The organism is Microbacterium jejuense (assembly GCF_019511665.1).
Lineage (GTDB): Bacteria > Actinomycetota > Actinomycetes > Actinomycetales > Microbacteriaceae > Microbacterium > Microbacterium jejuense_A.
Map to the genome: position 1 here is coordinate 70,176 of NZ_JAEUAW010000006.1, position 22,557 is coordinate 92,732.

At 70.9% G+C, this 22,557-nt stretch carries 22 protein-coding genes; 9 read left to right on the top strand and 13 right to left on the bottom strand.

Going from position 1 to position 22,557, the window contains the following annotated elements; genetic code table 11:
* Nucleotides 1–3: 3 nt before the first annotated feature.
* A complete protein-coding gene (locus JNB62_RS09570) occupies nt 4–1,602 on the bottom strand; it encodes an ABC-F family ATP-binding cassette domain-containing protein (RefSeq protein ID WP_220300655.1) in 1,599 nt (532 codons plus the stop codon).
* Between the two features lie 162 nt (nt 1,603–1,764).
* Here JNB62_RS09570 and JNB62_RS09575 point away from each other — a divergent pair, with 162 nt between their 5' ends.
* The 6 genes from JNB62_RS09575 to JNB62_RS09600 all read left to right on the top strand — a co-directional run bounded on the left by JNB62_RS09575 (nt 1,765) and on the right by JNB62_RS09600 (nt 7,590).
* Nucleotides 1,765–2,433: a DedA family protein gene (locus JNB62_RS09575; protein ID WP_220300656.1), complete on the top strand. Its 669-nt coding sequence runs from the start codon at nt 1,765–1,767 to the stop codon at nt 2,431–2,433.
* 5 nt (nt 2,434–2,438) lie between these two features.
* Nucleotides 2,439–3,734: a sensor histidine kinase gene (locus tag JNB62_RS19575; RefSeq protein WP_220300657.1), complete on the top strand. Its 1,296-nt coding sequence runs from the start codon at nt 2,439–2,441 to the stop codon at nt 3,732–3,734.
* Complete coding sequence (locus tag JNB62_RS09585) at nt 3,731–4,402, top strand: response regulator (RefSeq protein WP_220300658.1); 672 nt, start codon at nt 3,731–3,733, stop codon at nt 4,400–4,402. The genes JNB62_RS19575 and JNB62_RS09585 overlap by 4 nt, the downstream gene beginning before the upstream one ends.
* 116 nt (nt 4,403–4,518) lie before the next feature.
* Nucleotides 4,519–5,859: an acyltransferase family protein gene (locus tag JNB62_RS09590; RefSeq protein ID WP_220300659.1), complete on the top strand. Its 1,341-nt coding sequence runs from the start codon at nt 4,519–4,521 to the stop codon at nt 5,857–5,859.
* Between the two features lie 9 nt (nt 5,860–5,868).
* A complete protein-coding gene (locus tag JNB62_RS09595) occupies nt 5,869–6,516 on the top strand; it encodes a biotin transporter BioY (RefSeq protein ID WP_220300660.1) in 648 nt (215 codons plus the stop codon).
* Nucleotides 6,517–6,681: 165 nt separating this feature from the next.
* Nucleotides 6,682–7,590: a siderophore-interacting protein gene (locus tag JNB62_RS09600; protein ID WP_220300661.1), complete on the top strand. Its 909-nt coding sequence runs from the start codon at nt 6,682–6,684 to the stop codon at nt 7,588–7,590.
* A gap of 7 nt (nt 7,591–7,597) precedes the next feature.
* Here JNB62_RS09600 and JNB62_RS09605 read toward each other — a convergent pair whose 3' ends face one another.
* From JNB62_RS09605 to sufB, 7 genes are all read right to left on the bottom strand, one after another.
* The gene (locus JNB62_RS09605) at nt 7,598–8,968 is read right to left on the bottom strand and encodes an MFS transporter (RefSeq protein ID WP_220300662.1); all 1,371 of its coding nucleotides are present in this window, start codon (nt 8,966–8,968) and stop codon (nt 7,598–7,600) included.
* Entirely contained in the window at nt 8,965–10,128 is a 1,164-nt protein-coding gene (locus JNB62_RS09610; protein ID WP_220300663.1) for a MalY/PatB family protein, read from the bottom strand. Before JNB62_RS09610 ends, JNB62_RS09605 begins: the two co-directional genes overlap by 4 nt.
* A 66-nt stretch (nt 10,129–10,194) precedes the next feature.
* On the bottom strand, nt 10,195–10,524 hold the full coding sequence (locus tag JNB62_RS09615) for a metal-sulfur cluster assembly factor (RefSeq protein WP_018170657.1): 330 nt from the start codon (nt 10,522–10,524) through the stop codon (nt 10,195–10,197).
* Nucleotides 10,525–10,533: 9 nt separating this feature from the next.
* Nucleotides 10,534–11,328, bottom strand: a complete 795-nt coding sequence (sufC, locus tag JNB62_RS09620; protein WP_220300664.1) for a Fe-S cluster assembly ATPase SufC — start codon at nt 11,326–11,328, stop codon at nt 10,534–10,536.
* Between the two features lie 15 nt (nt 11,329–11,343).
* Nucleotides 11,344–11,673, bottom strand: a complete 330-nt coding sequence (locus JNB62_RS09625; protein ID WP_220300665.1) for a non-heme iron oxygenase ferredoxin subunit — start codon at nt 11,671–11,673, stop codon at nt 11,344–11,346.
* Entirely contained in the window at nt 11,670–12,857 is a 1,188-nt protein-coding gene (gene sufD, locus JNB62_RS09630) for a Fe-S cluster assembly protein SufD (protein WP_220300666.1), read from the bottom strand. Before sufD ends, JNB62_RS09625 begins: the two co-directional genes overlap by 4 nt.
* Complete coding sequence (sufB, locus tag JNB62_RS09635; protein ID WP_191170468.1) at nt 12,858–14,276, bottom strand: Fe-S cluster assembly protein SufB; 1,419 nt, start codon at nt 14,274–14,276, stop codon at nt 12,858–12,860.
* A 276-nt stretch (nt 14,277–14,552) separates the two neighbouring features.
* Here sufB and JNB62_RS09640 point away from each other — a divergent pair, with 276 nt between their 5' ends.
* Both JNB62_RS09640 and JNB62_RS09645 read left to right on the top strand, forming a co-directional pair.
* Complete coding sequence (locus tag JNB62_RS09640) at nt 14,553–15,497, top strand: COX15/CtaA family protein (RefSeq protein ID WP_220300667.1); 945 nt, start codon at nt 14,553–14,555, stop codon at nt 15,495–15,497.
* Between the two features lie 106 nt (nt 15,498–15,603).
* Entirely contained in the window at nt 15,604–16,044 is a 441-nt protein-coding gene (locus JNB62_RS09645; RefSeq protein ID WP_220300668.1) for a dinucleotide-utilizing enzyme, read from the top strand.
* A 66-nt stretch (nt 16,045–16,110) separates the two neighbouring features.
* Here the strand turns inward: JNB62_RS09645 and JNB62_RS09650 are convergent, their stop codons facing one another.
* The 5 genes from JNB62_RS09650 to JNB62_RS09670 all read right to left on the bottom strand — a co-directional run bounded on the left by JNB62_RS09650 (nt 16,111) and on the right by JNB62_RS09670 (nt 20,103).
* Nucleotides 16,111–16,716: a hypothetical protein gene (locus JNB62_RS09650; protein WP_220300669.1), complete on the bottom strand. Its 606-nt coding sequence runs from the start codon at nt 16,714–16,716 to the stop codon at nt 16,111–16,113.
* Nucleotides 16,717–16,907: 191 nt separating this feature from the next.
* Nucleotides 16,908–17,432 (bottom strand): hypothetical protein, encoded by a 525-nt coding sequence (locus JNB62_RS09655; protein WP_220300670.1) that lies wholly within the window; start codon nt 17,430–17,432, stop codon nt 16,908–16,910.
* A 39-nt stretch (nt 17,433–17,471) separates the two neighbouring features.
* On the bottom strand, nt 17,472–18,716 hold the full coding sequence (locus JNB62_RS09660) for an RNA polymerase sigma factor (RefSeq protein WP_220300671.1): 1,245 nt from the start codon (nt 18,714–18,716) through the stop codon (nt 17,472–17,474).
* 3 nt (nt 18,717–18,719) lie between these two features.
* On the bottom strand, nt 18,720–19,073 hold the full coding sequence (locus tag JNB62_RS09665) for a YciI family protein (protein ID WP_220300672.1): 354 nt from the start codon (nt 19,071–19,073) through the stop codon (nt 18,720–18,722).
* 85 nt (nt 19,074–19,158) lie between these two features.
* Nucleotides 19,159–20,103: a heme o synthase gene (locus JNB62_RS09670; protein WP_222855917.1), complete on the bottom strand. Its 945-nt coding sequence runs from the start codon at nt 20,101–20,103 to the stop codon at nt 19,159–19,161.
* Between the two features lie 335 nt (nt 20,104–20,438).
* Here JNB62_RS09670 and tkt point away from each other — a divergent pair, with 335 nt between their 5' ends.
* Nucleotides 20,439–22,541, top strand: a complete 2,103-nt coding sequence (tkt, locus tag JNB62_RS09675; protein ID WP_220300673.1) for a transketolase — start codon at nt 20,439–20,441, stop codon at nt 22,539–22,541.
* Nucleotides 22,542–22,557: the final 16 nt, after the last annotated feature.

A 22,557-nucleotide genomic window follows, 5' to 3' on the forward strand; every position in this document is an offset into this window, starting at 1 on the left:
CGCCTACGCGAGCGAGATGAGCTCGGCGTAGTCGCGACCCCAGATGTCTTCGACACCGTCCGGCAGGATGAGCACGCGCTCGGGGTTGAGCGCCTCGACGGCGCCCTCGTCGTGCGACACCAGCACGACAGCGCCCTCGTAGTGCGCGAGCGCGCCGAGGATCTCGTCGCGCGAGGCCGGGTCGAGGTTGTTCGTCGGCTCGTCGAGCAGCAGCATGTTCGCCGACGACACCACGAGCGTCGCGAGCGACAGGCGCGTCTTCTCGCCGCCCGACAGCACGCCGGCGGGCTTGAGCACGTCGTCGCCCGTGAACAGGAACGAGCCCAGCACCTTGCGCGCCTCGGTCGCGGTGATGTCGGGCGCGGCCGACATCATGTTCTCGAGCACCGAGCGGTTGACGTCCAGGTTCTCGTGCTCCTGCGCGTAGTAGCCGATCTTGAGGCCGTGGCCGGGCTCGAGCCGTCCGGTGTCGGGCTGGTCGACGCCGGCGAGGATGCGCAGCAGCGTCGTCTTGCCGGCGCCGTTGAGGCCGAGCACGACGACCTTCGACCCGCGGTCGATGGCGAGGTCGACATCGGTGAAGATCTCCAGCGAGCCGTACGACTTCGATAGGCCCGACGCCATGAGGGGCGTCTTGCCGCACGGCGCGGGCTTGGGGAAGCGCAGCTTCGCAACCCGCTCCTCCTGGCGCACCTCGTCGAGGCCCGCGAGCATCTTCTCGGCGCGCGCGACCATCTGGTGCGCAGCGGCGGCCTTCGACGCCTTCGCGCCGAACCGGGCCGCCTGCTGCTGCAGGACCGTGGCCTTCTTCTCGACGTTGGCGCGCTCCTTCTTGCGGCGCTCCTCGTCGGCCACGCGCTGACGCAGGTAGTTCTTCCAGTTCATGTTGTAGACGTCGATGACCTGGCGGTTGGCGTCGAGGTAGAACACGCGGTTGACCGTCTCGCCGACGAGCTCGACATCGTGCGAGATCACGATGAGGCCGCCCTTGTACCCCTTGAGGAACTCGCGCAGCCACACGACGCTGTCGGCGTCGAGGTGGTTGGTGGGCTCGTCGAGGATCATCGTCTGTGCGTCCGAGAACAGGATGCGGGCGAGTTCGATGCGGCGGCGCTGACCGCCCGACAGCGTCTTGAGCGGCTGGTCGAGGATGCGGTCGGGCAGCGACAGGTTGTGGGCGATGGAGGCCGCCTCGGCCTCCGCCGCGTACCCGCCCAGGGCCTCGAACCGCTCGGTGAGGTTCGCATACTTGCGCATGGCGCGAGCCGCGGCATCCACATCCTCTGATGCCATGGCGAGGGATGCCTCGTGCATGCCGATCGCGAGCGTGCCGAGGCCGCGGGCGTCGAGGATGCGGGTGCGCGCGAGCATCTCGGGATCGCCCGACCGCGGGTCCTGCGGCAGGTACCCGAGCTCGCCGGAGCGCTCGACCTTGCCGTCGGCGGGGATGAGGTCGCCCGCGAGCACCTTGGTGAGCGTGGTCTTGCCGGCGCCGTTGCGGCCCACGAGGCCGATCTTGTCGCCGTCCGAGACGCGGAAGGAGACGTCCGACATCAGTACGCGGGCGCCCACGCGGATCTCTAGGTCGTGCACGGCGAGCACAGCGGATGTCCGTTCCGTCGAGGTGGAAGAGCGGCCGAATGGCCAGCCATCCAGTATACGGGCGCGGGACGAGCGGCAGCCGTGCGAAATACCACCGCAGGGTGATGCGGGTGGTACCCGAGGGCGATGCGCCCGGTGGCGCCGTCTTTCTAGCGTCGCAGTGTGGACTTCCTCAACGAGCTCATCCTGCAGGCCGCCGCGTCGCCGTGGCTGCTCCTCGTCATGTTCGGCACCGCCGTGATCGACGGCTTCTTCCCACCCATCCCGAGCGAGACGGTGCTCGTCGCCGCCGCGGCGGTGACCGCGTCGGCGGGCGTGGGGAACATCGTGCTGCTGTGCGCGGTGGCCGCGGTCGGAGCCGTCATCGGCGACAACATCGCCTACGCGATCGGCAGGGCCGTGGGGGTCGGACGCTGGGCGTGGCTGCGTCGCCCCCGCGTCGCGGCGGCCGTCGACCGTGCCCAGCGCGCGCTCGAGCACCGTGGGGCACCGCTGATCCTCGCCGCGCGCTACGTCCCGGTGGGGCGCGTCGCGGTCAACATGACGGCCGGGGCCCTGCGCTACCCGTGGCGGCGGTTCCTCCCGCTGAGCGTCCTCGCCGGCATCACGTGGGCCGCCTACAGCGCGGCCATCGGCCTGCTGGCCGGCGCGTGGCTCGAGGGTCAGCCGCTGCTCAGCGCCGTCATCGGCATCGTCTTCGCCCTCGTGATCGGCTTCGCGGTCGAGCGCATCGCCGCGGTGCGCCGGCGCCGTGCCGCCGCCACGACCCCCGCGGTGCCGGCGGCCGAGCGCGAGGTGCCGGAGCCGTGCCCCGCCGAGATGGCAGGATGACACCCGTGGCGGTGAAGACGCGACCAGCGCGGGCGAGGCGACGGCTGCGGGACGTGTGGCCGGGTGACCGGCGCAGCCGCATGATCGTCGTCCTCGCGCCGATCGCGCTGGTGCTCTTCTGCGTGCTCGTGCCCGTGAACGCCGCCGTGTACGGGACGCCGGTGGCCCTCGCCCTGCTGCTGGGCGCCGCAGCGGTCACGGCGCCCCTCGTCTCGCTGTGGTACCCGAAGACCGCGATCGCGCTGTTCACCACCGCGGCGGCGCTTGCCCCGCTCGTGGTCCCGCGCGAGAGCGCCCTGTCGGCGCCCTGGCCCTGGTCGGTGCCGATGCTCATCGCGTTCGGCGTCGTGGTGGCCGCCGTCACGCTCGAGTACGGCTGGCGCCTCGGGCTCGTGCAGTACGCGCTGGGCAGCGCCGCCGGCGTGGTGGCGGCGGTCGTCTTCCCCGCCGTGCCGAGCGCGAACACCCTCATCGTCACGACCGCCGTGGTCGGCGGCGTGTACCTGCTCGCCGTGCTGCTGGCCGGCCGGATGCGGGTGGGCGCCGAGCTCACGCGCGAGCGCGAGCTCACGGCCCTGGAGCAGTCACGGCGCCTCGTGGTCGAGGAGCGCACGCGCATCGCCCGCGAACTGCACGACGTCGTCGCGCACGGCATGTCGCTCATCCAGGTGCAGGCGTCCACCGCGAAGTACCGCGTTCCCGGCCTGCCCGACGAGGCGGCTCGCGAGTTCGACGAGATCGCGCAGACGGCGCGCACCGGCCTCGCCGAGATGCGCCGCCTGCTGGGTGTGCTGCGCACGGACGATCAGTCGGCCGAGCTCGTGCCGCAGCAGGGCCTGCGCGACATCCCGGCACTCGTCGAGACGGTGCGGCGCGCCGGCGCCGACCTCGACGCCATCGTCGAGATGCCCCAGTCGCCGGTGCCCGACGCCGTCGACATCACGGCCTTCCGGATCGTGCAGGAGGCGCTGAGCAACGCCGTGCGCCACGCGCCGGGCGCGCCGATCGTCCTCCGTGTGGAGACGGATGCCGTCGCCGTGCGTCTTCTCGTGCGCAACGCCCCGCCGCGCGACGGCGAGGCGGCGCCCGCCGCGTCGGGCGCCGGGCACGGGCTCATCGGCATGGGCGAGCGGGCAGCGCTCGTGGGCGGTAGCGTGGACGCCGCGGCGGATGCCGACGGAGGCTGGACGGTGAGCGCGGTCCTCCCGGTTCCGCCGCCCGCTCCCGGGCCTCCTCCCGTGGCGGACGCCGTGCGGCCGCCTGCGGTCCCCCATCCGCCCACCGACGGAGAGCCCACGTGACGATCAGCGTCCTCATCGCCGACGACCAGGCGATGGTGCGTGCCGGCTTCGCCGCGCTGCTGGACGCGCAGGACGACATCCGCGTCGTGGGCCAGGCCGCCGACGGCGCGCAGGCGGTCACCCTCGCGGCGCGCACCGACCCCGATGTGGTGCTGATGGATGTGCGGATGCCGGAGCTCGACGGCATCGCGGCGACCCGGCGCATCCTCGGCCCGTCGTATCCGGCGGCACATGTGCCGCGCATCCTCATGCTCACGACTTTCGACATCGACGACTACGTCTACGACGCCCTGGAAGCGGGCGCGAGCGGGTTCCTCCTGAAGGACGCCCTCCCGGAGGACCTCGTCCACGCCGTGCGGGTGGTGGCGGCGGGCGACGCGCTCCTGGCTCCGAGCGTCACGCGCCGCATGATCGAGCACTTCGCCGCACGCCGGCCGCGGGCGAGCCGTGCCGCGTCCGGACTGCACGAGCTCACCGAGCGAGAGCGCGAAGTGCTGACCCTCATCGGGCGCGGCCGCTCCAACGGCGAGATCGCGACCGAGCTCTTCATCTCCGAGCAGACCGTCAAGACGCACGTGGGCAAGGTGCTCGCCAAGCTCGGCGCGCGCGACCGCGTGCAGGCCGTGATCTTCGCGTACGACGCCGGCCTCGTCGAGCCGGCGTCCTGACACGCCGCCTCGGCCTGCATCACCCCACGGGGTGAGGCGACAACGGCACCACGGAGCGATGCCGCCGCCGGTACCACCTCCATAGCCTTCCGGGACCGACGTCCCGAGGAGGACCCATGACCGTCGCCACCGCCGCACCCGTGGCATCCGCTCTCCGCCCTCGCGGCCGCGACCGCGCCGTGGATCTCGTCCGCGCCGCCTGCATCCTCGGAGTCGTCGTCCTCCACGCCATGATGGTCGGCGTCGCCGTGCCGGACGGCGCCCCCTCCTTCGTCAACGCCAGCGACGGCACCTGGTGGATCGTGCCGCTCAGCTGGGTCTTCCAGGTCATGCCGCTGTTCTTCGTCATCGGCGGCTTCTCGGCCGCCACCGCCTATCGGCGGTCGCGTGAGCGGGGATCGGATGCGGTCGACTTCGTGTCGGGGCGCGTGCACCGGCTGCTGCGCCCCGCGATCGTCACGATCGGCGTCGTCGGCGTGCTCCTGGCGGTCCTCGCGGCGGCAGTTCCTGACGACCTCGTGACGCTGGCGGGCTTCCGGTTCGCGCAGCCGCTGTGGTTCCTCGGCGTGTTCCTCGTCTGCCAGGCGCTCGTGCCGGCGCTGCTGCGCTGCCACGACCGTGCCCCGCTGACGACGATCGGCATGCTCGCAGCGGCCGCGGCAGGCGTCGACGCGCTGCGCATCGTCTCGGGCGTCGAGGCGCTCGGCTTCCTCAACCTGGCGTTCGTGTGGCTCGCCCTGCAGCAGCTGGGGTTCTTCCTCGCCGACGGGCGGATCGACGCCCTGTCGCGCCGCACGCGCGTGATCGCCGTGATCGCCGCGGTCGCCGGTCTCGCGGTGTCGTTCGTGAGCGGCATCCACTCCCCCGATCTGGTCGCGAACATCAACCCGCCGACGACCGCGCTGCTGCTGGTGGGCATCGCCCACACGGCCCTGTTCACCCTGCTGCGCGAGCCGATCGCGCGCTTCGCGCAGCGGCCCACGATGCAGCGGTTCACCGACTTCGTGACCCCTCGGGCGATGACGATCTACCTGTGGCACATGCCGGTGCTGCTGAGCCTCGCGGGGCTGACCGCGCTGTGGGCGCTCACCACCGGACTGCCGCTGCCCGCCATCGACGGCGCGGCCTGGTGGCTCACACGTCCGGCGTGGCTGGTCCTCGCGCTCGCCGCGACGGCGGCGGTCGCGCTCATCGCCGCCCGCGTCGAGGCGGAGGCCGCCCCCGCGGCGACCCGCTCCGCGCGTCGCGTGAGCCTCGCCGTCGTCATGGGGATGTCGGCGGTGGCGCTGCTCCTCGTCGTCGGCACGACCGTCTTCACCGCCGCCGTCGCCGTCGCGCTGCTGGCCGGAGCGCTGCGCCTGGCGCGTGCCACGGACCCGACACGTGTAGGGGTCGGACAGCGGATCGGCGGATCATTCGTGGACGGCGTCCAAGTTGCCGCGCCGGTCGCCCCCTAGGCTGAGGCCATGTCATCCATCGCCGCTGCTCCGGCCGCCTCTGCCGGCACCCGTCGCGTGCTCGCCGACGTCATCGCCCGCCCGTCCTCGCGTGCTCGCGCGTTCGCCCTCGACGCCGCCCTGGTGGTCGTGGGTGCCGCCGTCGTCGCGCTGCTGGCACAGGTCGAGATCCCCCTGTGGCCCGTCCCCATCACCGGCCAGACCCTCGGCGTGATCATCGTGGGCGCATCGCTCGGTGCGTGGCGCGGGGCCGCGGCCCTGACGACCTACATGCTCGTCGGCCTCGCCGGGCTGCCCGTGTTCGCCGGCTTCACCGGCACGGTCGCTGCGGTGGCCAAGCCGAGCTTCGGCTTCGTCATCGGCTTCATCTTCTCGGCCTTCGTCGCCGGCTGGTTCGCCGAGCGCGCGTGGGACCGCCGGCCCGTGCTCGCGTTCGTCGGCTTCGCGCTCGCGAGCGTCGTGCCCTTCCTGTTCGGCATCCCCTACATGGCGTTCATCCTCAACGTCGTGATGGGCCTCGACCTGTCGTTCGCCGAGATCCTGCAGGCGGGTCTGCTGCCGTTCATCGTGGGCGGTCTCATCAAGGCGGGCCTCGCCGCTGCGATCATCCCCGGCGCGTGGGCGCTCGTCCGCAAGGTCGACGACACCAAGGACTGACGGGATGCCGCCACCCGCGGCATCCCGTCGCGAAAGCCCCGGCCACCCGGCCGGGGCTTTCGCGTCGACGAACCGAGGCTCCTGATTGGCAATCCGGAGCGACGCTGGGTAACGTGGTCTCGGTGCCTGATTAGGGCACCCTTACCTAACTTTCCGGAGTCCTTCATGGCCGAGTCCGACGTGCCGTATCGCTTCTTCCGCGCCCGCGTCACCGCGATCGCCGACGTCACGCCGAGCTTCCGCCGCTTCACCTTCGGCGGCCCCGAACTGGCCGAGTACGGCGACCCCGGGCTCGACCAGCGCGTGAAGATCGTCTTCCCGTCGGCGACGGCCTCGCTCGACAGCATGCCCACGGGCGGCGACTGGTACGCGCGGTGGCGCGAGCTGCCGGAGGAGCGGCGTCCCCCGTTCCGGACGTACACGACGCGCTACGTGCGCAACCACATCAGCGAGGTCGACGTCGACATGGTCTCGCACGACGTGATCGGGCCGGCCTCGGAGTGGATCGCGAACGCCCGGCTGGGCGACGAGGTGCTCATCTTCGCCCCCACCACGGGTCACGAGGGCGTGAGCTTCGGCATCGACTTCGTACCGCCGGCGCAGGTGGATCAGATCCTGCTGGCGGGCGACGAGACGGCGGCCCCGGCGATCGCCGCGATCCTCGAGCAGCTCCCCCGCGACGCCCGCGGCGTGGTGGCGGTGGAGCTGCCGTATGCGGACGATGCGGCGTATCTGCCGCGGCATCCCGGATTCGAGTACCGGATCGGAGCGCGCACGACCGGCGAACGGCATGTCCACCTCATGCCGGCCGTCGCCGACGCCACGGCCGAGCTGGCCCCCGCAGGTGCGGGTGCCGTCGTCGAAGAGATCGACATCGACAACGACATCCTGTGGGAGGTGCCGCGCACCGCGAAGGGCGGCGCCGCGCTGAAGAGCGCCCGCCTCTACGCGTGGCTCGCGGGCGAGGCCGGCGCGATCAAGGCGCTGCGCCGCCACCTCGTCGCCGAGCACGGCGTGGACCGCCGCGCCGTCGCCTTCATGGGCTACTGGCGTCTGGGCCGGGCCGAGAACTAGCCGCGCGTCACCGCGCGGGGGCTGCCTCGTGCGCGTGTCCCAGCCGCAGCCCGGGCACGAGCGCCACGAGCGCGAGAGCACCCGTCAGTGCGAACACCGCGGGGAACCCCGCTCCCGTGCCGGCCAGCGCCGTGAACACCAGTCCCGCCACGGCGATCGACGAGGCGGACCCGACCGAGTCCGAGATCGACAACGCGGACGAGTTGAACCCTTGATTCTGCGGCGTCGAGTACGCCAGCGTCAGCACCGTGAGCCGCGGGTACATGAGACCCATGCCGCCGCCCGCCAGTCCCCAGCCCGCGATCAGCACCCATGGCTGCAGGCCGAGCAGGGCGGTCAGCAGCGCGAACGCGAGCGCCCCGACGAGCAGGGCCGTGCCGATCAGGGTGATGCGGGTGTTGCCGATGCGGTCGCCGAAGCGCCCCTGCACGTCGGCGGCCGCCGCCCACGCGAGCGCCGCCGCAGTGAGGCCCAGCCCGGCGAACGTCGGCGAGAAGTCGTAGTCGTCGATCAGCAGGTACGGCACGTAGATCTCCGCGCCGAACAGGGCTCCGGCGATGAGGCCGCGCATCAGCACGACGCTCGGCAGCCCGCGCGCCGCGAGCAGCGTGCCGCGCGGCAGGAGCGGTCTCGCCGCCAGCCCGATGACGACGATGGATGCCGCCACCGCCGCCCACGACCACGCTCCGAGCTCCCCCGCGAGACTCAGCCCCAGCGCTCCGATCGCGACGGCCACAGCGCACGCCACGCGCGGCGCGATGCGCCCGGTGGCCGGCTCGTCCGTGTGCAGCGGCAGCCCGTGCAGTCGCGCGACGACCATCGCGAAGGCGATGACCGTGAGTCCGGCCACACCCAGGAACACCCATCGCCAGTGCAGGAACTCCGTCACCGCGCCGGCGAGGAAGGGTCCGATGAGCGAGGGCACGACCCAGGCCGCAGAGAACGCCGCGAACACCCGTCCATGCAGCGCACCCGGGTACACGCGGGCGACGACGACGTACAGCGCGACCGTCTGCCCGCCGGTGCCGAGCCCCTGGACGAGACGCCCGACGACGAGCACGGGCATCGTCAGCGCGAGGCCTGCGATGACCAGGCCCACGACGAACAGCACGACGGCCGTCGTCAACGGCGCGAGGACGCCGCCCCTGTCGCACCACGCCCCCGCGACCACCATGCCGATGACACTCGTGGCGAGCGTGCCCGCGAAGGCGACGGCGTACAGCCGGTCGCCGTGCAGGTCGGCGCTCACGACCGGCATCACGGTCGTCACCGCGAGCGACTGCATCGCCGCGAGGAAGATCAGCGCGACGGCGCCGACGGTCACCCAGACGTAGCGTGCGTTCCAGATGCCGGGGGCCGCCTCGGATGCGGTCGTCACGAGCGCGCCAGGGCGCCGATGCGCTCCACCGCCTCGCGGAGGACGTCGGGCGAGCAGCCGAAGTTCAGGCGCACGTGCCCCTTGCCCTCGTCGCCGAAGTGCGGACCGAAGTGCAGCGCCACCTTCGCTTCGCGGAGGATCTTCGCCGCCGGGTTGTCGCCCCACCCGAGATCGGTCAGGTCGATCCACGCGAGGAAGCCGGCGTCCGGGATGCGGTAGCGGGCCGCCGGGACGTGCTCGGCCAGCAGCTCCGCCAGCAGGGACCGGTTGACGTCGAGCGCCTCCAGCTGCGCGTCGAGCCACTCGTCGCTCTCGGGCAAGAACGCGGCGACGCCGCTCAGCGCGCCGAAGAGCCCGGTGCGCCACTCCACCTCCGCTGGAAGCGCCCGCACGACGGCGGTCGTGGCGTCGTCGGCGGTGATCATCAGCGCGCACTTGAGGCCGGCGAGGTTGAACGCCTTGCTGGCGCTGATGACGGCGTACCCGACCCGCGCGGCCGCCGGCGACGCGTCCAGGAAGGGCGTGAAGACGGCACCGCGATGGACCAGCGGCGAGTGGATCTCGTCACTGACGACCACGGCGCCATGCTTCTCGACGATGTCGGCGAGGGCTGCGAGGTTCTCACGGGAGTGAACTGTTCCGGTCGGGTTGTGCGGGTTGCACAGCAGCACGGCACGGGCGCCCGCGGCCAGCGCCGCGTCGATGCCGGCGAGGTCGAGCTGCCACGCGTCGCCGGTGTCGAGGAGCGGCACGCGTTCGATGACGGCGCCCGCCTCGGGCACGCAGTCGTAGAACGGCGGGTACACGGGCGGCGTGACGATCACGCGGTCGCCCGGCGCGGTGACGTGACGCAGGATCTCGACGACCCCCATCATGACGTCGCACGTCGTGCGGATGCGCTCGGGGTCGACGGTCCAGCCGAAGCGCCGCTGCGCGAAGCCGACGTAGGCGTCGCGGATGCCCGGGTCCGGCGGCGTGTAGCCGGTGTCGCCCAGCTGCACGGCACGCAGCAGCGCATCGGTCACCGCCGGCGCGGGCGCGAAGTCCGTCTCGGCCACGAAGAGCGGCAGCACGTCCTCAGGGTATGTGCGCCACTTCGTGCTGGTGCGCTGACGCAGCTCGTCGACGGACAGTGCCTGCAGGGGTGTGGTGACGCTCACTCTTCGAGCCTACCGAGCGAGAGGACGCGTGAGCGTCGTGGCGTCACCCGCCGAAACCCGCCCGTGTCAGATCGCGAAGCCGAGCGCGCGCATCATGTCGCGCCCGTCGTCCGTGATCCGCTCGGGACCCCACGGCGGCATCCACACCCAGTTGATGCGGAACCGCTCCACGACGTCGTCCAGAGCCTGCGCCGTCTGCTCCTCGAGCACGTCGGTCAGCGGGCAGCCCGCCGACGTCAGCGTCATGTGGATGACCAGGGCGTCGTTCTCGTCGTCCCACGCGAGGTCGTAGATGAGGCCGAGGTCGACGACGTTGATCCCGAGCTCGGGGTCCATGACGTCCTTGAGGGCCTCTGTGACCTCGTCGTACTTCTCGGGCGTGAGAGTCGCGGTCATGGGACGATCCTACGCCTCGCTGCCGACGGGGGCGTCGGCCGCCTCTTCCTCGCCCTGGGGCAGGAAGCGGTCGTAGCCCTCGTCCTCGAGGCGCTCGGCGAGCTCCGGCCCGCCCTCCTCGACGATGCGACCCTTCACCATGACGTGCACGAAGTCGGGGTGGATGTAGCGCAGGATGCGGGTGTAGTGCGTGATGAGCAGCACACCGAGGTCAGTCTCGGCCTTGGCGCGGTTGACGCCCTCCGACACGATCTTCAGCGCGTCGACGTCGAGGCCCGAGTCGGTCTCGTCCAGGACGGCGATCTGTGGCTTGAGCAGCTCGAGCTGGAGGATCTCGTGGCGCTTCTTCTCGCCGCCCGAGAAGCCCTCGTTGACGTTGCGCTGCGCGAACTTCGGGTCCATGCGCAGGTTCTTCATCGACGACTTGACGTCCTTCGTCCACGTGCGGATCGAGGGCGCCTCGCCGTCGATCGCCGTCTTCGCGGTGCGGAGGAAGTTCGTGACGGTGACGCCGGGGATCTCGACCGGGTACTGCATGGCCAGGAAGAGCCCGGCACGCGCGCGCTCGTCGACCGACATCGCGAGGACGTCCTCGCCGTCGAGCGTGATCTCGCCGCTCGTGACGGTGTACTTGGGGTGGCCGGCGATCGTGTACGCGAGGGTCGACTTGCCCGAGCCGTTGGGGCCCATGATGGCGTGGGTCTCACCGGTGCGGATCGTGAGCGACAGGCCGTTGAGGATGGGCGTGGTGCCGGCATCCGTCTCGACCGTCACGTGGAGGTCGCGGATCTCGAGGACAGACATTCTTCGTTACCTTCTTCAGTTCACATCGAGCGTGACGGACGGATCGATGAGCACGTCATCGCCGTCGAGAGTGACCGCGTACACCGGGACCGGCTCGTACGCGGGGAGATTGAGGGGCTTGCCGGTGCGCAGCGAGAACGCCGAGCCGTGGGCCCAGCACTCCAGCGAGTCGCCGTCGACGAAGCCCTCCGACAGCGAGATGTCGCCGTGCGTGCAGGTATCGCCGATCGCGTGGACCTCGCCGTTGGAGTCGAGCACGACGGCCATCGGCACCCCGTCGATCTCGACGCGCCGCGCCTCGTCCTGGACGAGGTCACTGAGGGCGCACGCGCGCTGAGCGGTCATGCCAGGTCCTCCTTGGCGAGCTCTTCTTCGATGGCGGCGAACAGCTCGGCCTCGAGGTCGGGCACGCCGATCTTCTGCACGATCTCGGCGAGGAACCCGAGGACGACCAGACGCCGGGCCTCGGCCTCGGGGATGCCGCGCGCCTGCAGGTAGAACAGCTGCTCGTCGTCGAAGCGCCCGGTGGCGCTCGCGTGGCCGGCGCCGCGGATGTCTCCGGTCTCGATCTCGAGGTTCGGGATCGACTCGGCGCGCGCGCCCTCGGTGAGCACCAGGTTGCGGTTCGCCTCGTACGAGTCCGTCGCGACGGCATCCGGTCCGATGAGGACGTCGCCGATCCACACGGTGCGCGCCGCAGCACCCTGCAGGGCGCTCTTGTACAGCACGTCACCGCTGGTCTCTGCGCCCTTGTGGTGCAGGTAGACCTGGCTCTCGAGGTGCTGGCCCGAGTCGGAGTAGCTGAGGCCGTACAGCTCTGCGCGCGAGCCGGTGCCGGCGAGCTCGACGCTCGGGTTCACGCGCACGACGCCGCCGCCGAAGCTGACGACGACGTGACGCAGGCTCGCGTCGCGCTCGACACGCGCCTGGTGGGATGCCGCGTGCACCGCATCGTCGTCCCAGCGCTGCACCGTCACGAGTTCGAGGTGCGCGCCCTCGCGGACGATGATCTCGACGTTCTGCGCGAACTGGGCGCTGCCCGCGTGGCGCAGGACGACGGTCGCGCGGCTGTGACGGGATGCCTCGACCACCACGTGCGAGTGACCCACGAGGTCCGCTCCCCCGCCGGTCGCCTCGATCACGACGGGCTCGTCGAGCTCTGCCTCGGCCGGGATCGACACGTACAGCGCCTCGGCGGAGCGGGTCCACGCGACAGCTGCGGGCAGGTCCTCGGGGACGAACACCTCGCCGCGCGGCGCCTGGCCCACGGCGAGGCCGGCGCCTGCGACGGGGCCGGTCACGCTCAGCGAGACGGCGCCGGCGTCGCCAGGGGCATCCGCGAACAGTCGCTGCAGGCGCTGCACGGGCGTGTGCTTCCAGTTGACCTCGCGGCCCGTGGGCGCCTCGAAGGCGGCGGGATCGGTGGAGCGGAAGCGCTCGGAGCGCGTCTGAACCGGGACGAACGCGCCGGCGCCATCGGTGTGGCCCTTCGCGCCGGGGACGGTGGGGGCCTCAGTCGTGGGGCTCATCTAGCCGACGGATCCTTCCATGCCCATCTCGATGAGCTTGTTGAGTTCGAGCGCGTACTCCATGGGCAGCTCGCGGGCGATCGGCTCGATGAAGCCGCGCACGATCATGGCCATGGCCTCGTCTTCGGGAAGACCGCGGCTCATCAGGTAGAACAGCTGCTCTTCGCTGACCTTCGAGACGGTGGCCTCGTGGCCGAGCTGCACGTCGTCGACGCGGATGTCGATCGCCGGGTACGTGTCGGAGCGCGAGATGGTGTCGACCAGCAGCGCGTCGCAGCGGACGGTGTTCGCCGAGTGGTGCGCGTTGGCGTCGACGCGGACCTCGCCGCGGTAGCCGGCGCGGCCCCCGCCGCGGGCGATCGACTTCGAGACGATCGAGGACTGCGTGTAGGGCGCCATGTGGATCATCTTCGCGCCGGCGTCCTGGTGCTGACCGGGACCGGCGAAGGCGACGGACAGCGTCTCGCCCTTGGCGTGCTCGCCCATCAGGAAGATCGACGGGTACTTCATCGTGACCTTCGAGCCGATGTTGCCGTCGATCCACTCCATGGTCGCGCCCTCGTGCGCCACGGCGCGCTTGGTGACCAGGTTGTAGACGTTGTTCGACCAGTTCTGGATCGTCGTGTAGCGCACGCGGGCGTTCTTCTTCACGATGATCTCGACGACGGCCGAGTGCAGCGAGTCCGACTTGTAGATCGGGGCCGTGCAGCCCTCGATGTAGTGGACGTACGAGCCCTCGTCGGCGATGATGAGCGTCCGCTCGAACTGGCCCATGTTCTCGGTGTTGATGCGGAAGTAGGCCTGCAGCGGGATCTCGACGTGGACGCCCGGGGGCACGTAGACGAACGAGCCGCCCGACCACACCGCGGTGTTGAGCGCGGCGAACTTGTTGTCGCCGGCGGGGATCACGGTGCCGAAGTACTCCTCGAAGAACTCCGGGTGCTCGCGCAGCGCCGTGTCGGTGTCCATGAAGATGACACCCTGCGCCTCGAGCTGCTCGTTGATCTGGTGGTAGACGACCTCGGACTCGTACTGCGCCGCCACGCCCGCGACGAGGCGCTGACGCTCCGCCTCCGGGATGCCGAGCTTCTCGTACGTGTTCCGGATGTCTTCGGGGAGGTCCTCCCACGACTGCGCCTGCTTCTCGGTCGAGCGCACGAAGTACTTGATGTTCTCGAAGTCGATCTCGCTGAGATCGGCGCCCCACGTCGGCATGGGTTTGCGGTCGAACAGCTGCAGGCCCTTCAGGCGGGTCTTCAGCATCCACTCCGGCTCGGCCTTCAGAGCCGAGATGTCGCGGACCACCGCGTCGCTCAGGCCGCGCTTGGCGCTGGCTCCGGCGGCATCGGGGTCGTGCCAGCCGAACTCGTAGACCCCCAGACCTTCCAGCTCGGGGCGATCGATCAGCACATCAGTCATCGTCACGTTCTCCTCCGGGTCCTGCGGTGTCATCCGCCCCGGCATTCCGGTTCCCCCGGTGGAGTTACCTGGGGTGGATGCCGCTCGTCGGACCCTCTCAAAGCGGCGCAGAGATCGCGCCTAGACTGTCGGTGGTGCGCTGCGCCCCCGTCTGCGATGAGCAGATCGGAGTCGCTCGCGACCGACCCCTCGATTCTACAGGTTCCACCCCGTCACGGACGCGCCTCGTCCGTCGTACGCGGCGTCCGGATCCTCTGCCAGGAGGCGATCACCAGTATGTCCGCGGACCAGCAGACCACCGCAGCACCCGGCCTGTGGCGGCGATTCCGGCTGTGGCTGCCCGATCGGGTCGACACCCGCGTGCGCGTCGCCGCCTGGATCTCGCTCATCCTCGAGATCGCCATCGTGGGGACGGGCGGCGCGGTGCGCCTGACGGACTCGGGACTGGGATGCGAGTGGCCGCTGTGCACCGCGGACTCGCTGTTCCCGACCGAGGAGCAGAGCTATCACAGCATCATCGAGTTCGCGAACCGCGGACTGTCGTTCTTCGTCGGCCTCGCGGCGGTCGCCGTCGTCGTGTTCGCGTCGCGCCTGCGTCATCAGCGCCGCGACCTGTGGACCATGGCGTGGATCGTCTTCGCCGGTGTGCTCGTGCAGGCGGCGGTCGGCGGCATCCTCGTCATCTTCGATCTGCACCCGAACCTGGTCTCGTTCCACTACATCGTGTCGCTCGTGCTCGTCGGCGTCTCGGCGGCCTTCGTCGCCCGCATGGACCAGCCGGCCGGACCGCGAGAGCTCGCTGTGCCGCGCTGGATGTCGATCACGACGCACATCACGTCCTTCGTGCTCGCCCTCACCGTGTTCGTGGGCGTGCTCACCACCGGGGCCGGTCCGCACTCGGGCGACCCGGAGGTGACGCTGCGCAACGGCTTCGACGCGTCGCTGCTCGAGCACGTCCACTCGTGGCCGGCGTACGCGCTGTTCGCGCTCACGCTCGTGCTCGTGATCGGTTCGTCCGCGGCCGGGGCGAGGACGTTCCGCGGATGGGCGGTCGCGCTCCTCGCGGTCGAGCTCGTGCAGATCGGCGTCGGCCTCTACCAGGCGCGCAACGACCTGCCCCCGCTGGCGGTGGGCGTGCACATGGTGCTCGCGGCGATCTCTGTCGCGGTCATGACCGCCGTGGTCATGCACGTGAAGCGGCCCGTCGCCGTCGACGCCTGATCCCGGCACAGGGAACGCATAGGGTTCGCATTGCGGGCCCACGGCCTCTGCTGTCAAGGTGGAGGCCGTGACCACCCGGGTCGCGACCTCGAGGAGTGATCGACACATGTCCACCCGTCCCCCTCTCGCCCGCAGCATCCCGTTCTGGGGTCTTCTCGTCGTGTCGCTCGGCACCGCGGCCGGCGGCGCGTTCCTGCTCACGTCCAAGCTCGGCTCGATGACCGCCGTGCTGACCGACAACACCGCGACCCCTGTCGACGTGTACGTCGGTCAGTCCGTCGCCGTTGCGGGCGCCGTCCTGCTCGGCGCCGGCATCGTCGGGATCTTCCTGACCCTCGCGGTCGCCGCGTACGCGACGCTCCGCCCCGTGCCGGCCGTCGAGGTCGTCGAGCCCGTCGCGGCGGCGCCCGAGTTCGACGAGGTCGCGCCCGCGGCGGCGCCTGTCGTCACGACCGAGCCGGTCGTCGCGAGCGAGCCCGTCGTCGAGTCGGCGCCCCTCGTCGACGACGCCCCGGCCGACGAGCGCGACGACGTCACCCCGCGCTGACGCGCACCTTTCGAAGCCGCAGGGCTGAGCGTGAAGCGCTCCCCTGCGGCTTCGGCGTTCCCGGCGTCAGCAGCCGGGGCCGCGCGGATCCTCCGCACACGTGTGCTCGACGAGGGCCGTGCGCGCCTCGACGACCTGAACCGGATAGTCGCCCGTGCGGGCTGTCACGACGCCGTCCACGGCGCGCCATCCCGCACCGAAGTCCACCGCCGCCGAGTACTCCGTCGTGACGCTCGACAGGTAGACGCCGCGCTCCGCGTACGCATGGCTGGTGTCGGTGGGCGTGAACTGCGGACTGCCGGAGGCCGCCCACGCGACGCCGCCCGTCGTCGTCCGCAGCGACTGCCCGTCGCCGTACGAGAACACATAGGCCACCGGGGTGAACCGCACCGTCACCGGATACCCGAGCAGCACCCCGGGGATGTCTTGAGCGGATGCCGCGGCGACGAAGTTCGTCGGCATCCGCACGACTCCGAAACCGGCCGGCTCCCCTGTCAGCTGCGGCGCCGCCGGACGGAACGACACGAGGTCCGCCAGCGTCACGGTAGGGAACCCCGCATCCACGGGCTCCGCGGGGGCATCCTTCGCCAGGCACAGCCCGTCGGGCGTATCGCAGATGCGGCCGGTGTCGGGCTCGTACCAGATGGTCGGAACGTGACCATCGTCGTGCACATCACCCGAGCCGCCATTAGCTCGATCTGGGTGAATTCGTTCAAGCCCCACCTCAAGGGATTCACCCGAGTTGGTCGTGGACTCATGGCACAACCCAGCTGAGATGAGTGCGGCGTTGCAGGCGCCCGCCGCTGGCGCCAACCCACTCCACTGATAAACGAGCAGGGTGCTCGTTAGGACAATCGACGTGGTCAGCATCCATCTTCCCGAGCGGTCACACTTTTCTCGATAGCGAGCTCGTCGCCCACGGCAACAAACTCGACCCGGACCAGCACCTGGGGCGCCCGGTTAGCTGGCGTCACATCCTGGTTTGACTCGTCGACTACACGAGAATCGGTGGCGTCGATGCAGACCTCCAGCACTGTCTCACCAGTCCCCGAGTTAGCTCGGATTCGGTCAACCCGCTCGATGTGGTTCTCTCCGACGACGCGTAGCCCGATCTCGCGAAACTGGCGGTTGACCTCAATCTGCTCTTCAAGTGCCTCACCGATCAGGAAGCTGTCCGGCGCTGGCTCTGAGTGGGGATCGGCCCATCGCGCGTTCTCGGCATCCACATAAGCGCGGTACGTCTCCTCCGCAGCGGCGAACGCCTCGTCCTCGCTTGCGAACACCGCGGTCGGCGTGGGCGTGGGCTCGGGCGCCGGGGCGAGGCATCCACTCAGCATCAGGGCGGCAGCCGCCAGCCCGAGGGTCGCCGTCGTCGCGCGCAGGATCACCCGACCACCGTAACGGCAGCCGTGCGGCCGCCGCCCGAGTTATCCACAGCCCGCGTGGGCCCGCGCCTCGGCGGTCCGCTCCTGCATCCGCTGCCGTTCCGCGAGGGTTCCCGCCAGCTCGGCGGCGTCGGCGTATGCGTCGGCCGCCTCGTTCCAGCGCCCGAGCTGCGACAGGAACGACGCCCGCGCGGCGGGCAGGTACGGATAGCGCTGCAGCGCGGGCTCGGCGGCGACGGCGTCGACCGCGGCGAGCCCCGCCGCTGCCCCGTCGCGCATCCCGAGGGCGACCGCGCGGTTGAGGGCCACGACGGGGCTCGGCCAGATCCGCGCGAGCAGGCCGTAGAGGTCGACGATCCGCGTCCAGTCGGTGTCTGCCCATGTCGGCGCCTGCGCATGGACGGCGGCGATCGCGGCCGCGAGGGCGTACTGGTCGACCGGCCCGTCCGCCGCCTGCGCCAGCAGCGCGAGACCCTCGTCGATCAGCGTGCGATCCCACCGGGTGCGGTCCTGCGCGGGGAGCAGCTCATCACGGGTCTCTCGACGCGCATCGGTCAGCAGCATGAGCGCGAGCAGGCCGGTGACCGACCGGTCCGCCGGCAGGAGATCATGCACCATGCGCGTCAGCGCGATGGCCTCGTCCACGACGTCGGCGCGCACGACGGTCTCACCGGACGGCGGCGCATGGCCCACGGTGAACACCAGATGCAGCACATCGCACACGACCGACACCCGCGAGGGCAGCTCGTGCGCGTCGGGGATGCGGAACGGGATGCGCGCGGCGGCGATCTTGCGTTTGGCGCGCGTGATGCGCGCCGCCATGGTGGGCTCACCGACGAGGAATGCCGCCGCGATGTCGCCGGTCGACACCCCGCACACCAGTCGCAGCGTCAGGGCGACCTGCGCCTCGCGCGCCAGCGCCGGGTGACAGCACGTGAAGATGAGCCGCAGCCGGTCGTCGGCATGCCATGCGGTCTCATCCTCGGCGGGCGGCTCGGCCACGAGCAGCGGGAGTCGGCGCCGCAGCGCCGCCTCCCGCCGCAGCACGTCGCGCGCACGGTTGGCCGCGACCGTCGTGAGCCACGCGCCGGGACGATCCGGGATGCCGCGCACCGGCCACACCTCGACGGCCCGGGTGAACGCCTCCTGCGTGCACTCCTCCGCGAGGTCCAGGTCGCCGGTCAGGCGGGCGGTCGCCGCGACGACCGCCGCCCACTCCTCTCGGTGGGCACGGCTCAGAGCGGCCGGCACCGCGGCGGACCGGTCACCGCCGCGTGCGGCATCCATTCGTCAGCCGCGGTGCACGAGCGGCTGCACCTGCACACCGCCGTGCTCTTCGGTGGTCTCGTGCAGCAGAGCGGCCAGCGCGAGCGCCTCATCGAGATCGGGGACGTCGACGAGGTAGAAGCCGCCGAGCACCTCCTTGGTCTCGAGGAACGGCCCGTCGGTCACGAGCGGCCGTTCGCCGCCGGGCCGCAGCGTCGTCGCCGTGGTGCTGGGCTCGAGCTCCCCGTACGCGAGGATCGCCGCGCCAGCGCGCTCGGCGAACGCCGCGTGCCCCGCGTCGGTCGCCCGCATCCCCTCGTCGGTGCGGGCGTCCCACTGCGCCTCGTCGCCGTAGATCAGGATCATGTACTTCGCCATCGTTCGCTCCTTCGTCGTCGAGAGGCATTGTGCCCCTCACCCATCCGACGAACGAGCCCCCGCCGGAATCGACAGGGGCTCGGAATCAGAACGGCAGCAGCGGATCGATCGCGATCGCGACGAACAGCAGCGTCAGGTAGGTGATCGACGCGTGGAACACGCGCATCGGACGCGGCTCGGTGCCGCGGACGGCGCGGTTGTAGAGCACGTGCGACTCGTAGATGAACCATCCGCCGAAGACCACGGCCGAGACGGTGTAGACGAGCCCCATGTCGGCGACGGGGATCAGCAGCAGCGAGCACACGACGGTCGCCCACGCGTAGAGAATCACCTGCAGCCCCACCTGCGAGCCGGCGCGCGTCGCGCCGAGCATCGGCACGTCCACATTCTCGTACTGGTCCTTGTACTTCATCGACAGCGGCCAGTAGTGCGGCGGCGTCCACAGGAACACCAGGGCGAACAGGATGACCGGCGGCCACGCGAGCGAGCCGGTCACGGCCGTCCAGCCGATCAGCACCGGGAAGCAGCCCGCGATGCCGCCCCACACGATGTTCTGCTCGGTGCGGCGCTTGAGGATCATCGTGTAGATCACGACGTAGAAGAAGATGGCGACCGCCGACAGCGTCGCAGCCAGCCAGTTCGTCGTGAGCCACAGCCACACCGTCGAGAAGACGGCGAGCGACCACGCGAAGATCAGCGCACCGCGCGGTGAGACCTCGCCCGTGACGAGCGGGCGGTTGACGGTCCGCTGCATATGCGCGTCGATGTCGCGATCGAGGTACATGTTGAACGCCGCCGCGGAGCCGGCGCTGGCGGTGCCGCCGATGACGGTGGCGACGATCAGCCACAGGCTCGGGAAGCCGCCCTGCGCCAGGATCATCACCGGCACGGTGGTCACCAGCAGCAGTTCGAGGACGCGCGGCTTCATCAGGGCGACGTACGCCTTGACCGTGCGGCCGATTCCCTGGCGAGTCCGGCGGGGTGCGTCGACGGTGGATGCCTCGTCCCCGGCCGTCTTCGTGATGTCCATGGCCCCCGCTATCGCCGCCTGCAGAATCTCCCCAAGTCTAGGGCATCGGGCCGCGCCCGCCCCGCCCCGGGCGGGCGACACCGCGGGTGTCACCGGTCACATCCGAGCGGGCGACGCAGTGAGCGGATCGTGACGAGCGCGTCACCCGCCGGTGACCGTGCGCGCAATCGGGTTCGCAAGACTCTGTCACATTGACGGCTCGCATGGCCTGGGCGGCACACCGCTTCGCTATGCTGAACACACGCGCGCCCGCCGCCGATCTTCCCCTTCTCCATCCGGACAAGGGCCGCGAATCGGCCACCTGCCGGGCGCAACTCCTCGAGAAAGGCGCCTGGGTGTCGGAACTGCGTTGGGAAGAGATCGATCGGCGCGCGGTGGACACCGCCCGTGTCCTCGCGGCGGACGCCGTGGAGAAGGTCGGCAACGGCCACCCGGGGACGGCGATGAGCCTGGCTCCCGCGGCATACCTCCTCTACCAGCGCGTGCTGCGGCACGACCCCGCCGACACCCACTGGGTGGGCCGTGACCGGTTCATCCTGTCGGCAGGGCACTCCTCGCTGACCCAGTACGTGCAGCTGTACCTCGGCGGCTTCGGGCTCGAGCTCGACGACCTCAAGGCGCTGCGCACGTGGGGGTCGCTGACCCCGGGTCACCCCGAGTACGGCCACACCAAGGGCGTCGAGATCACGACGGGCCCGCTGGGCCAGGGTCTCGCATCGTCGGTGGGCTTCGCGTACGCGGCCCGCTACGAGCGCGGCCTGTTCGATCCGGACGCCGCGGCCGGGACCTCGCCGTTCGACCACTACGTCTACGTGATCGCCGGCGACGGCGACCTGCAGGAGGGCGTGACGAGCGAGGCGTCGTCGCTGGCGGGCCACCAGGGCCTGGGCAACCTGATCGCGATCTACGACTCGAACCAGATCTCGATCGAGGACGACACCAACGTCGCGTTCACCGAGGATGTCGCCAAGCGCTACGAGGCGTACGGCTGGCACGTGCAGGTGGTGGACTGGAAGAAGACGGGCGAGTACGTCGAAGACGTCGCCGAGCTGTACGCCGCCATCGAGGCGGCGAAGGGCGAGACCGCCAAGCCGTCGCTCATCATCCTCCGCACGATCATCGGCTGGCCTTCGCCCGGCAAGCAGAACACCGGCAAGATCCACGGCTCGGCCCTCGGCGCCGACGAGCTGGCCGCGACCAAGAAGGTGCTCGGCTTCGACCCCGAGCAGTCCTTCGTGGTCGCCGACGACGTCATCGCCCACACGCGGGCGCTCGCCGAGCGCGCCGCCGAGGAGCGCGCCGTCTGGCAGGAGTCGTTCGACGCGTGGGCCGCCGCGAACCCCGAGCGCAAGGCCCTGTTCGATCGGCTGGAGGCAGGCGAGCTGCCGGCGGACGTGGCATCCGCCCTGCCCTCGTTCGAAGCGGGCAAGGACGTCTCCACGCGCGCCGCGTCGGGTGTCGTCATCAACGCGCTCGCGGCCGAGCTGCCCGAGCTGTGGGGCGGGTCGGCGGACCTCGCCGAGTCGAACCTCACGACGATCAAGGACGCGAAGTCGTTCATCCCCGCCGAGTGGTCCACGCACGAGTGGTCGGGCGACCCTTACGGCCGCGTGCTGCACTTCGGCATCCGCGAGCACGCGATGGGCGCCATCGTCAACGGCATCAAGCTGCACGGGCCCACGCGTCCCTTCGGCGGAACGTTCCTGATCTTCAGCGACTACATGCGCCCGTCAGTGCGTCTGGCCGCGCTCATGGACATCCCGTCGATCTTCGTCTGGACCCACGACTCCGTCGCGCTGGGCGAGGACGGCCCCACGCACCAGCCGATCGAGCAGCTCGCCACCCTGCGCGCCATCCCGAACTTCACGGTCGTGCGCCCCGCGGACGCGAACGAGACGTCGGCCGCGTGGCTGGAGATCCTCCGCCGCCAGGGCGGGCCGTCGGGCATCGCCCTGACCCGCCAGAACATCCCCGTGTTCCCGCGCGGCGAGGGCGAGGCCGAGGGCGACGTGTTCGCCTCGACCGACGGCGTCGCCAAGGGCGCGTACATCCTGGCCGAGGCGCCGAACGGCACGCCCGACGTGATCCTGATCGCGACCGGCTCCGAGGTGCAGCTCGCCGTGGCGGCGCGCGAGACGCTCGCCGCCGAGGGCGTGAACGCCCGCGTCGTATCGGCTCCGTCGCTGGAGTGGTTCGCCGAGCAGGACGAGGCGTACCGCGAGAAGGTGCTGCCCGCCGCGGTGAAGGCCCGCGTGTCGGTCGAGGCCGGCTCGGCGCTCACCTGGCGCGGCATCGTCGGCGACGCCGGCCGCTCGGTCGCCATCGACCACTTCGGCGCGTCCGCCGACTACAAGACCCTGTTCCAGAAGTTCGGCATCACCGCCGAGCACGTCGTCGAGGCAGCCCGCGAGACCATCGCGGCCGCCGCCGCACGGTAAGCACGAGGAGAGAACG

Excerpts from the sequence above, each read along its gene's own strand:
- sufD (WP_220300666.1), bottom strand. The coding sequence starts at position 12,857 with ATGAGCCCCACGACTGAGGCCCCCACCGTCCCCGGCGCGAAGGGCCAC.
- JNB62_RS09595 (WP_220300660.1), top strand. The coding sequence starts at position 5,869 with ATGTCATCCATCGCCGCTGCTCCGGCCGCCTCTGCCGGCACCCGTCGC.
- JNB62_RS09625 (WP_220300665.1), bottom strand. The coding sequence starts at position 11,673 with ATGACCGCTCAGCGCGCGTGCGCCCTCAGTGACCTCGTCCAGGACGAG.
- JNB62_RS09615 (WP_018170657.1), bottom strand. The coding sequence starts at position 10,524 with ATGACCGCGACTCTCACGCCCGAGAAGTACGACGAGGTCACAGAGGCC.
- JNB62_RS09640 (WP_220300667.1), top strand. The coding sequence starts at position 14,553 with ATGTCCGCGGACCAGCAGACCACCGCAGCACCCGGCCTGTGGCGGCGA.
- JNB62_RS09665 (WP_220300672.1), bottom strand. The coding sequence starts at position 19,073 with ATGGCGAAGTACATGATCCTGATCTACGGCGACGAGGCGCAGTGGGAC.
- JNB62_RS09660 (WP_220300671.1), bottom strand. The coding sequence starts at position 18,716 with ATGGATGCCGCACGCGGCGGTGACCGGTCCGCCGCGGTGCCGGCCGCT.
- sufB (WP_191170468.1), bottom strand. The coding sequence starts at position 14,276 with ATGACTGATGTGCTGATCGATCGCCCCGAGCTGGAAGGTCTGGGGGTC.
- sufC (WP_220300664.1), bottom strand. The coding sequence starts at position 11,328 with ATGTCTGTCCTCGAGATCCGCGACCTCCACGTGACGGTCGAGACGGAT.
- JNB62_RS09645 (WP_220300668.1), top strand. The coding sequence starts at position 15,604 with ATGTCCACCCGTCCCCCTCTCGCCCGCAGCATCCCGTTCTGGGGTCTT.
- JNB62_RS09590 (WP_220300659.1), top strand. The coding sequence starts at position 4,519 with ATGACCGTCGCCACCGCCGCACCCGTGGCATCCGCTCTCCGCCCTCGC.
- JNB62_RS09670 (WP_222855917.1), bottom strand. The coding sequence starts at position 20,103 with ATGGACATCACGAAGACGGCCGGGGACGAGGCATCCACCGTCGACGCA.
- JNB62_RS09600 (WP_220300661.1), top strand. The coding sequence starts at position 6,682 with ATGGCCGAGTCCGACGTGCCGTATCGCTTCTTCCGCGCCCGCGTCACC.